The following is a 14,613-nucleotide window of genomic DNA, read 5'->3' on the forward strand; positions in this document are numbered from 1 at the left end:
CGCCCCCCACACCCCGGTCTAGAGGTCTCTCTCAGCCCGCGCTCAGCCCTGCCTGGCACAGTGGGACCGTGACCGCACCCGCCGCCGACCGCACCGACGCGAAGCACCGCGTCCTGGTCGTCGACGACGACAAGGCCGTGCGCGAGTCCCTGCGCCGCAGCCTGGAGTTCAACGGGTACGCCGTGTCGCTGGCCCACGACGGCGCCGAGGCCCTGGCCTCGATCGGCTCGGCGCGACCCGACGTGGTCGTGATGGACGTGATGATGCCGCGGCTCGGTGGCCTGGAGACGACCCGCGCCCTGCGGACGGCCGGCAACGACGTACCCATCCTGGTGCTCACGGCGCGCGACGCGGTCGGCGACCGGGTCGAGGGCCTGGACGCCGGGGCCGACGACTACCTCACCAAGCCCTTCGCGCTGGCCGAGCTGCTGGCCCGCCTGCGTGCCCTGCTGCGCCGGGTCACCCCGGCCGAGGGCCACGCCGACGAGGTGCTCTCCTTCGCCGACCTCTCCATGGACACCGCGACCCGCGAGGTGCGCCGCGGCGAGCGGCTGATCGAGCTGACCCGCACGGAGTTCGCGCTGCTGGAGATGTTCCTGCGTCGGCCGCGACGGGTGCTGGAGCGCTCCTTCATCCTCGAGGAGGTGTGGGGCTACGACTTCCCCACGACCGCCAACTCCCTCGAGGTCTACGTCGGCTACCTGCGTCGCAAGACCGAGGCCGAGGGCGAGCCGCGGCTGCTGCACACCGTGCGCGGTGTGGGCTACGTGCTCAAGGAGTCATGAGGAGCCGCGAGCGCTGGCACTACCGCCGCTCGCTGGCCAGCCGGGTCACGCTCCTGACGACGATCGCAGTGGGTCTCTCCGTCGCCTTCGTGGCCCTCGGTGCCTTCGTCACCACGCGCGTCCAGCTCGGCAGCTCGCTGGACTCCTCGCTGCTCGAGCGCGCGCAGCAGGCCGCCACCCAGACCACGCTGGCCAACAGCGTCCGCGCCGACATCCCGCCGTGGGCCCTGGGTGCCGGCGACATCCGGATCGCCTTCATCGACCTCGACGAGAATCCCCCGATCTTCTCCGCCGACCGCGCCGGCGACCCCCGGATCTCCCTCGGCGAGGAGGAGCTCGCCGTGGCGCTGCGCCAGGAGCCCTTCTCCCTGCGCACCGTCGACACCGGGGAGGAGCGGTTCCGGGTCGTGGCGGTGCCGGCCGGCGCCGCCGGGCAGGGGCAGGCACTGGTGCTCGCCCAGTCCCTGGCCCCGCAGGAGCGGGTGCTCGGCAAGCTCGGCTTCGTCACCGTCCTGTTCGGCATCGCGGGCATGGTCACCGCCGGCATCGCCGGCTGGGCCGTGGCCAGCAACGGCCTGCGCCCGGTGCGCCGGCTGACCGGCGCGGTGGAGACGATCGCCCGCACCGAACAGCTGACCCCGATCCAGGTCGAGGGCGACGACGAGGTCGCCCGCCTGGCCACCGCCTTCAACCAGATGCTGCTGGCCCTCGACCTCTCCCGCGCCCGGCAGCGCCAGCTCGTCGCCGACGCCGGCCACGAGCTGCGCACGCCCCTCACGTCCCTGCGCACCAACATCGAGCTCCTCGGCCAGGCCGACGCCGGCGGGCTCTCGCTCCCGGCCAAGGCGCGCGCCGAGCTGCTGGCCGACGTCGCCGCCCAGATCGAGGAGCTCAGCCAGCTGGTGGGCGACCTGGTGGAGCTGGCCCGCGACGAGCCGCTGCCCACCGTCGTGGAGGCCGTCGAGCTCGCCGAGGCCGTCGACCACGCCGTCGAGCGCGTACGCCGGCGGGCACCGTCCCTCCGCTTCGACGTCGAGACGACGCCCTGGGTGGTCCAGGGCGAGACCGGCACCCTGGAGCGCGCCGTCACCAACCTGCTCGACAACGCGGCGAAGTGGAGCCCACCCGGCGGCACCGTGCGGGTCCACCTCGACCGCGGCGTCCTCACCGTCGACGACGAGGGCCCCGGCATCGCCGAGCACGACCTGCCGCACGTCTTCGACCGCTTCTACCGCTCCGAGGAGTCCCGGGCGATGCCCGGCTCCGGCCTCGGGCTCTCGATCGTCGCGCAGGCCGCCGCCCGGCACGCCGGCTCCGTGCGGGCCGAGCGCTCGCCCCACGGCGGGGCCCGGCTCGTGCTCGAGCTCCCCGGCAGCCCTTCCCTCGCGGACGTCGGCTCCTAGACTCACCCCCCGTGACCGCAGCCGACCCCACCTTCCTCCCCGTGAGCATCATCCTGGGCGGGGTCCAGAAGGGCGCCTCCGGCACGCTCCACGCCCTGCTCGTGCGGCACCGCCACGTGGCCCGGCACGGGGTCAAGGAGCGGCACTTCTTCGACGACGACAGCCTCGACTGGTCGGCGCCGGACTACTCCGCCTACGGCACCGTCCCGCGGGAGGACCAGGCCGGGCTCGCCCGTCGCGCGATCGACTCCACCCCGTCGTACTTCTTCTGGCCGGGGGCGATGGAGCGGATCGCGGCCTACGACGCCCACCTGGCCGCCACCGGGGGCCCCGAGGTCCAGCTGGTGCTGTGCTTCCGCGACCCGATCGAGCGGGCGTTCTCGCAGTGGACGATGCTCACCGACAAGCTCGACGCCAAACGGGAGTACCCCGGCTTCGGCGAGCTGATCCGGATGCGCACCCCCGGCGTGCACGAGGTCCCGGAGGGCTGGAGCAAGCGCGACGCGCGGCAGTACTCCGTGGTCTCGCGCGGCCTCTACGGCGCCCAGCTGCGCCGGGCGATGGAGCACCTGCCGCGCGAGCGGATGCTGCTGATGCGCTTCGACGACGTCGTGGCCGACCCGGCGGCGGCGCTGGACTCGATGACCGACTTCCTGGGGCTGCACCGCTTCGGCCGCGAGATCGACCCCCGCCCCCGCAACTCCCACGAGCGCAGGCTCGACGCGGCCCCGCCCACCGGCGAGGACCTCCGGCTGCTGGCCGACACCTACGCCGACGACCTCCACGTCTTCACCCGGCTCTCCGGCCTGGACACCTCGGGCTGGGCGACCTCCCGGATCCTCGCCGACCAGCTCGACCCCGCCGAGCTCGCCGACCTCCTGGCCCGCAAGGCCGGCCTGGCCTGACCTTCCGCGCCGAGCAGCCAGCTCCTTGCTGCCGAGCGGTCAGCTCATCGCCGTCGAGCGGTCGGCGGTGGGTAGCGTGCGCCCCGTGGACCTCGCCTTCTTCGCACCCCTGCCCGAGCACGCGCAGGCGGACGCCGTGGAGCCGCTGCACCTGGCGATGAGCAGCTGGTCCGAGGACCAGGCCCACGGTGTCGCGGTGGCAGGTCTGCTGGGGCGCGCGGCCGAGGCCGTCGTACGCCGGCGCCGACCCGAGCTGGTGCCGACCCGGGTCACCGTCGACCTCTTCGCCCCCACGCGCATGCAGCCCGCGTGGACGACCACGCAGGTGGTGCGCGAGAGCCGGAGGCTGGCGCTCGTCGACGTCACCCTGCACCAGGAGGGCGGGCCGACCGCCCGGGCATCGAGCCTGTGGCTGCGCCCGACCGAGGACGCCCCCGGCGACACCTGGTCGAACCCGGACCGGCCCGAGGCACCCCCGTTGGACGTCGCCCCGGTGACCGACCAGCCGCACGTGCCGTTCATCCACAGCAGCGCCGGGTGGTCCCAGGACTTCCGCCAGCACCAGGACGGCTCGCGCAAGACCTACTGGAACACCGCACCGGCCATCGTCCTGGGTGAGCAGGTCACGCCGTTCCAGGCGGTCGCTGCCTCCGCCGACGGCAACAGCCTGGCCTCCAACTGGGGCAGCGCCGGGGTGCAGCACATCAACGCCGACGTGACCCTGACCCTCGCCCGGCTGCCCATCGGCGTGACCGTGGGCCTGCGGGCGCTGGACCGGGTCGAGGTCGACGGGGTCGCGGTGAGCAGCTGCACGGTCTTCGACCGGCACGGCCCGCTCGGCACGACGGTCGTGACCTCGATGGCCAACACCCGCCGCGGCATCGACATGGGCGGTCGCCGCTGGGAGGACGACCCGCGCTCCGAGCCCGGTGTCTGATATCCCCTTGGGGGGTTGTTGCTATCCTCGGCGCATGACCCGTCTCGTGTCCCTGCTGGCCGCCCTGCTCCTCGCGCTCACCGCCTGCTCGAGCGGCGACGGCAGCGCCTCGATCTCCTCCGCGGTCGACTCCGGCGCCACGATCATCGACGTGCGCACCCCGGCCGAGTTCGACGATGGCCACGTCGAGGGTGCGGTGAACATCGACGTCACCGCCCCCGACTTCGACGACCGGCTCGGCGAGCTGGACCCCGAGGCGTCGTACGTCGTCTACTGCCGCTCCGGCAGCCGCTCGGCCGACGCCGTGGCCCGGATGCGCGACGCCGGCTTCACCGACGTGGTCGACGGCGGTGGCCTGGGCGACATGGAGGACGCCGGCTACCCCTCCGGCTCCTGACCCCGACTCCTCAGCCGCCCACCTCTCTGCCCGCGCCGTCCGACTCGCGCCAGGCGCGCTCGAAGGGCAGCCGCCAGGCGTGCGGCGCGATGAGCTGGTGGATCGCGTTGGGGCCCCACGAGCCCGGCTGGTAGGACCGCACCGGCGGCGGGTTCTCCAGCAGGGGCATCGACTTCGCCCACAGCTCCTCGATGCCCGAGGCGGTGGTGAAGAGCGTGTGGTCGCCGCGCATGGCGTCGTGGATCAGCCGCTCGTAGGCCTCCAGCACCTGGCCCGATGACGGGGTGTCGTGGGTGGCGAACTGCATCGACAGCTTGTCGAGCTTCATCCCCGGGCCGGGTCGCTTGCCGTAGAACGACAGCGACATCCGCGACTGGTCGGCCAGGTCGAAGGTGAGGTGGTCCGGGCCCTGGGTGCCGACGTTGGAGCCCTCGGGGAACATGCTGAGCGGCGGCTCCTTGAAGGCGATCGAGATGATCCGTGCGCCCTCGGCGAGCTTCTTGCCGGTCCGCAGGTAGAACGGCACGCCGGCCCAGCGCCAGTTGTCGATGTCGACCCGCAGCGCCACGAAGGTCTCGGTGTCGGACTCGTCGGCGACCTCCTCCTTGCCGCGGTAGCCCTGGTACTGCCCGCGTACGACCTTGGTGGGGTCCAGCGGCTTCATCGAGCGGAAGACCTTGAGCTTCTCGTCGCTGATCGGGCCCGGCGTCAGGGAGGTCGGCGGCTCCATCGCGGCGAACGCCAGCACCTGCATGAGGTGGGTGACGACCATGTCGCGGTAGGCGCCGGTCGTCTCGTAGAAGGCCGTGCGCCCCTCGAGCCCCAGCGTCTCGGGGACGTCGATCTGCACGTGGTCGATGAAGTTGCGGTTCCAGATCGGCTCGAACAGACCGTTGGCGAAGCGGAAGGCCAGGATGTTCTGCGCGGCCTCCTTGCCCAGGAAGTGGTCGATGCGGAAGACCTGCTCCTCGGCGAAGACCTCGTGCACCCTCGCGTTGAGCGCCTTCGCCGACTCGAGGTCGGTGCCGAACGGCTTCTCCATCACGATCCGCGACCGCTCGACCAGGTCGGCGTCGTGCAGCTGCTTGACGACCGCCAGCGCCGCTCGCGGCGGCACCGAGAGGTAGTGCAGCCGCCGCTTGTCCTGCGGCGCTCCCGGCAGCAGCTCCTCGACCCGGCGTACCTCCTGGGCCAGCGCCTCGGTCCCGGCCTTCTGGGGCACGTAGGTCAGCAGCTCCACGAACTCCGCCCACACCTGCTCCGAGCACGAGTCGCCGTGCTCGTCGACGGCCTGCCGCGCGATCCGCCGGAACTCCTCGGTGTCGACCTCCTCGAGCGAGGTCCCGACGATCCGGGCGTCGTTGAGCAGGTCGGCCTGGAAGAGGTGCAGCAGACCCGGCAGGAGCTTGCGCTTGGACAGGTCGCCGACCGCACCGAAGAGCACCACCACCGTGGGCTTCTGCTCCTCGCGGTCCATCGCGCCGTCGATCGAGCGCTGGTCGGGTGCGTGGGTCGCCATGCCCCCGACCCTAGTCACCGCCGGCATCCGATCCCCCTCACGAGGGGGTGAAGACCTCCAGCAGCCGCCGCGCCTTCAGCGCGGCCTCCGCGTGCTCCTCCGCCACGTCCGAGAGCACCGTGATGCCGCCCCCGGTCCCCACCGTCCACCGCCCGTCGCCCGCCGTCACCAGCGACCGGATGACCACCCCCAGGTCCGCGCGCCCGTCACCGGACACCCAGCCGAAGGCACCGGCGTACGCCCCCCGCGGGCTGGCCTCGACCTCGTCGACGACCTCCATCGTCCGCAGCTTCGGCGCCCCGGTCATCGACCCCGCCGGGAAGAGCGCCCGCAGCGCCGCCACCGTCGACACCTCCGGCCGCAGCCGCCCCCGCACCGTCGACACCAGCTGGTGCACGGTCTCGTAGGACTCCACCTCCATCAGCTGCGGGACCTCCACGCTGCCCACCTCGCACACCGACGCCACGTCGTGGCGCAGCAGGTCCACGATCATCAGGTTCTCCGCTCGGTACCGCGGGTCGCTCGCCAGCCGCTCCCGGTGCGCCGCGTCGACTGCCGGATCGTCACTGCGCGGTGTCGTCCCCTTGATCGGCTTGGTCTCCAGCAGCCGTGAACCCCCGTCACCGACACCGGACGAGACCGTCGCGAACCGCTCCGGGCTGCTCGACAGCAACCACGCCCGCGCCCCCGGCACGTCGTGCTGGAGGAACCCGGCGTACGGCGCCGGGTTGAGCTCCCGCAACCGCAGGTACGCCGCGGCCGGCTCCATCCCGCTCTCCACCCGCACCCGGTGGGTCAGGTTCACCTCGTAGCTGTCCCCGGCGTGCAACCGCTCCTGCACCCGCTCGAAGGCGACCCGGTACTCGTCATCGACGAGCCCCTCCCCAGCCACCAGCCCACCCGCACCGACGAACGGACCCGAGGGGTCGGCCACCGCATCGGGGCCCCCCGGCCCGGACGGCGCGTCGGCCCGGCCCCCGGAGGAGGGTGGATGGGCCTGGCCCCCGCCTCGTGAGGGACGAACGAGGCGGGTGGTTCCGACGAAGGGGGTCGGGCCGACGCGCCGGGCGGGCCCGAAGGGCCCCGATGCGGTGGCCGACCCCGACCCACCTGAGACCGACCCACCCGAGACCGACTCACCCACGACCCCGTGCTCCACCAACCGCACCCGCGAGGGCCGCATCAGCACCGCGTCGGGGACGTCGGCGGAGGGTCGCGCGGGCAGGTCCGGACGGCAGGCGTAGCCGAGGTAGCCGAACCACTGGTCCCGCGGGCCGCCGGCGGCGAGCTCGGCCTCGAGCACCGCGAAGACGTCGTCACCGACCACCTCGGCGCGGCCGCCGACGTGCCGGGTGACCTCGCGACGGGCGGCGGAGTAGGTGAGGGAGACGTCGTCGTCGGCCAGGACACCGAGGATGGAGCGCTGGCCGGACCAGTCGCGCGCGCCGCCGCCGTCGAGCCAGAACTTCCGCGGCGACGGCGAGGCGAGCCACGCGGCGATGACCGGGTGCCGGGTCAGGTCCGGGGTCAGGTCCGAGGCCGGGTCGGTGCTCATCGGGCCAGGAACCTCTCCACGAGCTGCCGGCCGTGCTCGGAGAGCACCGACTCGGGGTGGAACTGCACGCCCTCCAGCGGCAGGTCGCGGTGGCGCACGGCCATGACCGCGCCGTCGTCGTCGGCGGTGGCGGTGACCTCGAGGCAGTCCGGCACGACGGTGGCGGCGAGCGAGTGGTAGCGCACGGCGCGGAAGCCCTGCGGCAGCCCCGCGAGCACGCCGACGCCGGTGTGGGACACCGTCGACACGCGACCGTGGGCCGGTACGGCGCGCTCGACCCTCCCGCCGTACGTCGTCACCAGGCCCTGCATGCCCAGGCAGACGCCCAGCACCGGCCGGGTGGCCGCGCGGAGCACCGCGCCGCCGACGGCGAAGTCGGCGGGGACGTCGGGGTGACCGGGACCGGGCGAGAGCACGACGTGGCTGTGGGCGAGCACCTGCTCGACGGTCGTCTCGTCGTGCTGGACCAGCGTGGGGAGCACACCGGTGACGGAGGCGACGAGGTGCACCAGCGACCAGGTGTAGGAGTCGTGGTGGTCCACGACCACCACGTCGGGCACCACGACGGTCCTCAGCCCAGGAGCCGGGCGACGACCTCGTGGAGCAGGCCGTCGCCGCGCTGGGTGAGGATCGACTCGGCGTGGAACTGGATGCCCGTGAAGTGCGGCCCGCGCAGCACGTGCACGTCGCCGGTCTCCGGGTCGGCGTCCACGCTGACGCCCTCGGGCAGGTCGACGCCGGGCCCGACCCGGCCGACGAAGGTGTTGTAGAAGCCGACCCGCTCGGTGCGGCCCTCGATCGAGAGCGCCGACTGGGTGCCCTGGAAGACGATGTCCTTGTAGGCCAGGGGGATCCCGAGCCGGTGGCAGAGCGCCTGGTGGCCGAGGCAGACCGCGAGGAACGGCTGCTGCCGCTCCAGCAGCGAGTCGACGGCGGCGCGCAGCGTGGCCATCTTGGGGTCGGCGTCGTCGCGCGGGTCACCGGGGCCGGGGCCGACGATGACGAGGTCGTGGCCCTCGAGGCAGCCGTCGGTGTAGTCCTCGTGCCGCACGACCGAGCTCTCCATGCCGAGCACGCCGAGGACGTGGCGCAGCATGTTCACGAAGTCGTCCTCGCCGTCGAGGATGACGACCGACCTCCCCGCCAGCCGCGGGTCGGGCTCGCTGTCGCCCTGGTCGGTCAACCAGAACGACGAGAGCCGCCGGTTGCGGCTGTTGAGCGCGACGAGCACGTCCTCGTCGTTGACCAGCTCCAGCACCTCCTCGCGCCGTGCGGGCGGGGTGGGCACGAGGCCGAAGGCCGAGAGGATGCCGCCGGCCTTGGCGTGGGTCTCGGCCACCTCGTACGCCGGGTCGGAGTCGCGCACGAGGGTGGCACCGGCCGTGACCGACAGGTTGCCCTCGAGGTCGACGTCGGCGGTGCGGATGACGATCGGGCTGTCCAGCACCGGCTCGCCCTCGGGGTCGCGACCGAACACGGCCAGGGCGGCCCCGTAGTAGCCGCGGCCGTGCGGCTCGTACTCCTTGATCAGCCGGCAGGCGTTCTCGACCGGGGAGCCGGTGACGGTGGCGGCGTACATCGTGTCTCGCAGGACCTCGCGGACGTCGCTGCGGGTGCGGCCGGCCAGGAGGTACTCCGTGTGCACGAGGTGCGACATCGGCTTGAGGAACGGCCCGAGCACCTGGCCGCCCTCGTGGCAGATGTCGCACATCATCTTCAGCTCCTCGTCGACGACCATGAAGAGCTCGTAGATCTCCTTCTCGTCGGCGAGGAACTCCAGCAGGTCGCGCTTGAGGTCGGGCGCGGGTGCGCCGTCGGGGGCGGTGACGTGGTCGGTGCGGGGCAGCCGGAAGGTGCCGGAGATGGGGTTCATCCGCACCTCGCCGCCGTGCACGCTGACGTGCCGCTCGGGGCTGGCGCCGACGAGGTAGCGGTCGCCGGTGAAGAAGAGGAAGGTCCAGTAGGCGCCGTGCTCGCGCTCGAGCAGGCGGCGGAAGACAGCCAGCGCCTTGGTGGCGTCCCAGTCGGCGACGACGGCGCGGTAGCGCCGCCCGACCACGAGGTTGGCGCCCTCGCCCTGGCCGATCTCGTCCTCGATGATCGCCTCGACGACCTTGGCGTAGGCGTCGTCGTCGATGTCGAAGCCGCCGCGGTCGGACAGCTCGACGCCGGTGTCGGGGATCGCGTCGAGCACCTCGGCGACGGAGAGCTCGTGCTCCTCCTCGACGTCCACGACCACCAACGGTGTGCCGTCGTCGTGGGCCTCGAAGCCGCGCTCGGCGACCTGGCGGAACGGCACGGCGAGCAATCGGTCGCAGGTGCGGCCGGGCTCCGGCGCACCGGTCTCGAGGGGTACGTCGGTGATCGACTCCGCGACCCAGCGGCGCCCGCCGACCAGGCCGACCGTGTCCTTGCCGCCCACGCGGGTCGAGCGCCGGATCAGCGCCCAGGCCTCGTGCCGCTGCAGCGCGTCGATCGCGGCTCGGGCATCGGGGCGGGTCGTCATGGGGAGCAGCCTAGGAGTCGACCCCTCCCCTCCGCCTCCCGGTTGTCGGCCGTGGACGGACATCCCCTGGTCAGGTCGGGCTAGGCAATCGCTACTCATCGCCGGACGGGTGCCGCGCTGGTTGCCTTCTCCCCACTCCCTCATCCCCCGACCCCTGGAGATCCCATGCCCCGCCTCCGCTCCCGCGCGGCCCTCGCCGCCCTCGGCGCCGGTCTCGTCCTGCCCGCCCTCGCCACGCTGCCCTCGCAGGCCGTCGTCGGCTCGGGCACCGTCTCGTTCAACGACTGCGACGTGATCCTCAACCCGCTCGCCGAGAACGACCCCGTGACGCAGAACGGCACCTGGTCGCTGCCGATCACCGTCGACCACCCGAGCCCGGTGCCGGTCTTCAGCAGCCAGACCGTCGGCTTCCAGCTGGGGAGCGTGCCCGCAGGCACCTTCCCGGAGGACCTCACCGACACCAGCCTGGACATCTTCGTGGAGTTCGAGGACAGCCGCGGCGGGAGCCTGCAGTTCTCGGCGCCGACCTCCGTCCTCGGCGACTTCGACGCCGGCCAGCCGCTGGCGCTCGGCGAGTACGACGTCGACAACGTGGAGTACGGCGAGTCCGGCCGCTACTCCTTCTTCCTCAAGAAGGTCACCGTCGACATCCTGGGCACCGCGGGTGACACCGGGAAGAACTACCGCTACTCCTGCGACCGGGTCGCCAACCCCACCTCGCTGGTGACGGTGGGCGTCTTCGACCCCAACGCCCCGGCGCAGATCACCCTGGACTCCCTCCAGGCCACCCAGGGCCAGTCCGTCGGCATCGACGGTCGCGACTTCCTCGCCCAGGCCGGGACGCTGACCCCGACCGTCGGCGGCGAGGCGGCCAACGCCTTCCAGGTCGACGAGATCGGCTTCTTCGACGGCGAGCTGGTCATCCCCGAGTTCGCGCCCCCGGGTCAGCAGGAGGTGCGGGCGACCTACCAGGGCGAGACCGCGACGGCGTTCATCACCATCGTCGCCAAGAAGGCGCAGCTCGTGGTCACCAAGGCGGTCAGGGCGGGCAAGAAGCTGGCCGTCAGCGGCTCCCAGTTCAAGCCCGGCGAGAAGGTCACGCTCAAGCTGAAGAAGAAGGGTCCGGCCCCGAGGGGCACCAAGAAGGCCTTCGGCTCCAGCGTCACCGCCGGCCCCGACGGCACCATCAGCAAGGCCGTGAAGCTCAAGAAGGCGGCGAAGGGCTCGTGGAAGATCACCGCCAAGGGCGCCGACAGCGGGCGCACCGCAGCGTCCGGCTTCAAGGTCTCCTGAGGCAGGCCCGCCGGCACGGCGGGCACCCTCGTCCTCGGTGGGCGGACCGGACGACCCGGTCCGCCCACTGGCTCATCACGCCGGAACCGCCCATGACTTCACCCCGACGGGCTACTTTCGGCCCCATGAGCACGACGGGGCGCGCGGAGGAGCTCCAGCGCCTGCGTGCCCACGTGCTGGAGCGCCGGGCCGTGCTCGTCGTGGGGCCGCCCGGCGCCGGCCGCTCGCAGCTGCTCGAGGCGCTCGCCGGGCAGCTCACCGAGAGCGGCACCGAGCACTGCCTGGTGCGAGGCGCCGACGGTGAGGCCGGCTTACCCCTGGTGGCCTTCGCCCCCCTGCTGGCGCGCTTCGCCGTCGGGCTCTCAGTCGAGGGCGGACCGGCCACGCTCGACGTCTACACGCGGCTGCCCGCGCAGGTGCGCGCGGCCGGGGTGACGGTCCTGGTCGACGACCTGCACCTGCTCACCCGCGCCTCCCAGGTGCTCCTCGCCCAGCTCGCTCGGGCCGGGGTCGCGGTGGTCGCGACCGTCCCGAGCCTGGAGATGGTCCCCCGGGCCATCAAGGACGACCTGGGCGCGCGGGGCGGCTGGGGCGCCGAGCACCTCGGCCCGCTCTCCGACGACGCGGTGCTCGCGATGGCCGCCGAGCGCCTCGGCGACGAGCTGTCCGCGCCGTCGGCCGCGCTCCTGCTGCGGTACGCCGGCGGCAACCCGCTCGTGGTGCGCGAGCTGCTCGCCGGGGCGGCGGGCACCACCACCAGCGGCCCGGCCGGCGCCTCGCTGGGGCGCCTGCGGGTGACCCCGCGCCTCAGCGAGCTGGTCGACCAGCGGCTGGCGCACCTCGATCCGGCGGCCCGCGAGGTCGTCGAGCTGCTCGCCATCACTGGGCCGCTGCCGCTGGCCGCACTGCCCGGCGTACCGACCGACTGGCTGCTGCACCACGGCATGCTCACCGGCTCCGAGCAGCCCGCCCCGGGCGCCGTCGAGCTCGTCGACGGTCTGGCGCGAGGCGTGCTCCGCGACGGCGCCGACCCGACCCGCACCGCCGAGGCGCTGACCCGCGGCGTCGCGGCCGCGACCGGACGCGAGGGCTGGCAGGACGTCGAGGTGCACCTGCGGTCGCGACTCGACGGCCAGGTCCCGCTGGAGCGCGTGCTCGGGACCGCCGCCCGCGAGGTCGCTCGCGGGGCGACCGCGCTGGCCCTGGACCTGCTTCGCCGGGTCGAGCCCGACCACGCGCACGTCGCCGAGCTGCGGCTGCTGCTGGGCAGTGCCCTCTCCGCCGAGGGTCACCTCGACGAGGCCGACTCCCACCTCGTGGCGGCCACCGAGGCCGCGGACGCCGACGACCCGCTGCTCACCCGTGCGGGCCAGGAGCTGGGCCTGCTCCTCGCGGTCCGGGCCCAGCGGCCCGCCGAGGCCGTCGAGCGGGTCTCGGCGCTGGCCACGCGGGTCGTCGACGAGGGACTGCGACGGGTGCTCCACGGCGACCTGGTCAAGTGGCGGCTCATGGCCGGGATGCCGCTGGAGGAGGACCCCGGCGCACTCGCGGGCCGGGACGCCAGTCCGGTCGGGCGCGACGCCGCCGCGGTGGCCGAGGTCAACGACGCGGTCATCGGGGCGATGATCGCCTCGCTCGACGGCTCCCCCGCGGTCGCCCGCGAGCTGGTCGTCCGCGGGACGGGCGCCCTGCGGCGTACCGACGCGGTGCCGGCGTACGTCGGCGACCTGCTGCGGCTCTCGCACTACCTCGCCGATGCCTTCGACGGCCGGCTCGCGGAGGCCGAGGAGGTCGCGCACGCGCACCGGCGCCGAGCCGCGACCGAGGCGGACCCGTGCCTGGGCATGTGGGAGTACGCCACGGCCGAGCTGGCCCTGCACGCGGGCCGGATCGCCGATGCCCGGGCGCTGGCCGACCGCGCGGTGCGGCACCTCGCGTGGCGCGACTTCACCGGGCTGGGCGCCGCGGCCACCGCCCTCCGGGCCGCCGTCGCCGCGCGCCAGGGCGACCAGAAGACCGCCGACCGGCTGGCCGCCGAGCTGACCCCCGAGCAGGCGAGCGACGTGAAGGTCGAGCTGCACCTGGCCCGGGTGCGTGCGCAGCGGCACCTGCTGCGCGGCGACGACGCCGCCGCGGGCGAGGAGCTGGCAGCAGCCGGGCTGCTCGCGGTCGAGCAGTCCCACCGGCACCTCGGACTCATGTCTCTCGACGAGGCTGTGCTCGTGCACCCCGCGAGCGCCGGGGACCGGGGTGCGCTGATCGCCGAGCACGTCCACCCCGACGCCGCCCTCGGCCCGGTGCTGGTCCGGCGGACCCGGGCCGTCGCCGAGGAGGACCCGGTCGCCCTCGGCGAGGTTGCCGAGGACCTGGCACGGATGGGCCTGCACGGGCGCGCCGCGTCCTCGCTCGCGACCGCCCGAGCCCTGCTGGAGCGGGCTGGGCGGGCCGAGGCCGCGCGCAAGGCGCACCTGCGCCAGCTCACCCTCCTCGCCGACCACGGCGCCGTCCCGTGGCCGCCCAGCGGCCAGCCGGCACTGCTGTCACCGCGCGAGCTCGAGGTCGCCCGGCTCGCGGCCGCGCGCCTGCGCAGCAAGGAGATCGCCGACCGCTGCCGGCTCTCGGTGCGCACCGTCGACAACCACCTGGCGCGGGTCTACCGCAAGCTGGGCGTCACCGGACGCGACGACCTGCCGGACGCCCTCGCCGCGCTCGGTGGCACCGTCGCCGGCACGCCCCACCCAGGCGAGGACGCGGACGGCGTACCCGCGGCCCGCGCGGGCGTCGAGCCCGAGCGCGCGGCTGCCCCTGTTGAGTAGTTCTTGCCGATACCCACCCTCGGGCGGCTTCGCCACGATGGGCCCATGACTCCCTCCCCCCTCCGCACCCGCCGCGCGCTCGCGGCCGCTGCCGCCCTCCCCCTGCTCCTGCTCACCGCCTCCGCCTGTGGAGACGACGCCTCCGACGCCGCGGACGCCCTCGACTCCGCCTCCGAGGCCCTGGACTCCGCCTCCGAGGCGGCCGAGGGTGCCCTGGAGACGGGCGAGGAGGAGATCGACGCCGCCCTCGAGGACCTCGACAACATGTCCACCGACAGCGTCCTGGACGCCGTGGGCGACTCCGTGACCTCCGTCGTCGAGGGTGCGGTGGGCTACGAGGTCGACGGAGACGTGCTGTACGTCGACGTCGAGGGCGACCCCTCCGGCGCGCTCAGCAAGTGCCAGATCGTGCTCGGCGCGGCCAGTGCTCTCGCCGACGACCCCCAGGTCGTGCTGCGGTACGACGGCGAGGAGGTCGACTGCTCGGAGTTCTGAGC

Annotated in this window: 12 protein-coding genes; 8 read left to right on the forward strand and 4 right to left on the reverse strand. The window is 73.6% G+C overall.

Annotation, left to right across the window (positions count from 1 at the left end; genetic code table 11):
- The first annotated feature begins 68 nt into the window (after positions 1 to 68).
- From ACYVID_RS10640 to ACYVID_RS10660, 5 genes are all read left to right on the forward strand, one after another.
- Positions 69 to 785, forward strand: a complete 717-nt coding sequence (locus tag ACYVID_RS10640) for a response regulator transcription factor (protein WP_460736812.1) — start codon at positions 69 to 71, stop codon at positions 783 to 785.
- Entirely contained in the window at positions 782 to 2,188 is a 1,407-nt protein-coding gene (locus tag ACYVID_RS10645) for a sensor histidine kinase (protein ID WP_460736814.1), read from the forward strand. Before ACYVID_RS10640 ends, ACYVID_RS10645 begins: the two co-directional genes overlap by 4 nt.
- Positions 2,189 to 2,199: 11 nt before the next feature.
- Positions 2,200 to 3,093, forward strand: a complete 894-nt coding sequence (locus ACYVID_RS10650; RefSeq protein WP_460736816.1) for a sulfotransferase family protein — start codon at positions 2,200 to 2,202, stop codon at positions 3,091 to 3,093.
- An 85-nt stretch (positions 3,094 to 3,178) separates the two neighbouring features.
- On the forward strand, positions 3,179 to 4,030 hold the full coding sequence (locus ACYVID_RS10655) for an acyl-CoA thioesterase domain-containing protein (protein ID WP_460736818.1): 852 nt from the start codon (positions 3,179 to 3,181) through the stop codon (positions 4,028 to 4,030).
- A gap of 34 nt (positions 4,031 to 4,064) precedes the next feature.
- On the forward strand, positions 4,065 to 4,427 hold the full coding sequence (locus ACYVID_RS10660; protein ID WP_460736820.1) for a rhodanese-like domain-containing protein: 363 nt from the start codon (positions 4,065 to 4,067) through the stop codon (positions 4,425 to 4,427).
- Positions 4,428 to 4,437: 10 nt separating this feature from the next.
- Here the strand turns inward: ACYVID_RS10660 and zwf are convergent, their stop codons facing one another.
- The 4 genes from zwf to ACYVID_RS10680 are packed head-to-tail and all read right to left on the reverse strand — an operon-like array spanning position 4,438 to position 10,007.
- Positions 4,438 to 5,946, reverse strand: coding sequence for a glucose-6-phosphate dehydrogenase (gene zwf, locus ACYVID_RS10665; RefSeq protein WP_460736822.1), 1,509 nt, complete (start codon positions 5,944 to 5,946; stop codon positions 4,438 to 4,440).
- A 37-nt stretch (positions 5,947 to 5,983) separates the two neighbouring features.
- The gene (locus ACYVID_RS10670) at positions 5,984 to 7,501 is read right to left on the reverse strand and encodes an anthranilate synthase component I family protein (protein ID WP_460736824.1); all 1,518 of its coding nucleotides are present in this window, start codon (positions 7,499 to 7,501) and stop codon (positions 5,984 to 5,986) included.
- On the reverse strand, positions 7,498 to 8,061 hold the full coding sequence (locus tag ACYVID_RS10675) for an anthranilate synthase component II (protein WP_460736826.1): 564 nt from the start codon (positions 8,059 to 8,061) through the stop codon (positions 7,498 to 7,500). Before ACYVID_RS10675 ends, ACYVID_RS10670 begins: the two co-directional genes overlap by 4 nt.
- A gap of 11 nt (positions 8,062 to 8,072) precedes the next feature.
- Positions 8,073 to 10,007, reverse strand: coding sequence for an anthranilate synthase family protein (locus ACYVID_RS10680; RefSeq protein ID WP_460736828.1), 1,935 nt, complete (start codon positions 10,005 to 10,007; stop codon positions 8,073 to 8,075).
- A gap of 165 nt (positions 10,008 to 10,172) precedes the next feature.
- Between ACYVID_RS10680 and ACYVID_RS10685 the strand changes: the two genes are divergently transcribed.
- The 3 genes from ACYVID_RS10685 (at position 10,173) to ACYVID_RS10695 (ending at position 14,611) form a co-directional block, all read left to right on the forward strand.
- The gene (locus ACYVID_RS10685) at positions 10,173 to 11,300 is read left to right on the forward strand and encodes a hypothetical protein (RefSeq protein WP_460736830.1); all 1,128 of its coding nucleotides are present in this window, start codon (positions 10,173 to 10,175) and stop codon (positions 11,298 to 11,300) included.
- Between the two features lie 125 nt (positions 11,301 to 11,425).
- Positions 11,426 to 14,116, forward strand: coding sequence for a helix-turn-helix transcriptional regulator (locus tag ACYVID_RS10690; RefSeq protein WP_460736832.1), 2,691 nt, complete (start codon positions 11,426 to 11,428; stop codon positions 14,114 to 14,116).
- Between the two features lie 45 nt (positions 14,117 to 14,161).
- Entirely contained in the window at positions 14,162 to 14,611 is a 450-nt protein-coding gene (locus ACYVID_RS10695) for a hypothetical protein (RefSeq protein WP_460736834.1), read from the forward strand.
- Positions 14,612 to 14,613 lie beyond the last annotated feature (2 nt).

The sequence above is a fragment of the Nocardioides ginkgobilobae genome (assembly GCF_054781275.1).

What these genes read in the sequence shown, in the direction of transcription:
- ACYVID_RS10670 (WP_460736824.1), bottom strand. Translation starts at nt 7,501, where the DNA reads ATGAGCACCGACCCGGCCTCGGACCTGACCCCGGACCTGACCCGGCAC.
- ACYVID_RS10690 (WP_460736832.1), top strand. Translation starts at nt 11,426, where the DNA reads ATGAGCACGACGGGGCGCGCGGAGGAGCTCCAGCGCCTGCGTGCCCAC.
- ACYVID_RS10645 (WP_460736814.1), top strand. Translation starts at nt 782, where the DNA reads ATGAGGAGCCGCGAGCGCTGGCACTACCGCCGCTCGCTGGCCAGCCGG.
- ACYVID_RS10680 (WP_460736828.1), bottom strand. Translation starts at nt 10,007, where the DNA reads ATGACGACCCGCCCCGATGCCCGAGCCGCGATCGACGCGCTGCAGCGG.
- ACYVID_RS10695 (WP_460736834.1), top strand. Translation starts at nt 14,162, where the DNA reads ATGACTCCCTCCCCCCTCCGCACCCGCCGCGCGCTCGCGGCCGCTGCC.
- zwf (WP_460736822.1), bottom strand. Translation starts at nt 5,946, where the DNA reads ATGGCGACCCACGCACCCGACCAGCGCTCGATCGACGGCGCGATGGAC.
- ACYVID_RS10685 (WP_460736830.1), top strand. Translation starts at nt 10,173, where the DNA reads ATGCCCCGCCTCCGCTCCCGCGCGGCCCTCGCCGCCCTCGGCGCCGGT.
- ACYVID_RS10660 (WP_460736820.1), top strand. Translation starts at nt 4,065, where the DNA reads ATGACCCGTCTCGTGTCCCTGCTGGCCGCCCTGCTCCTCGCGCTCACC.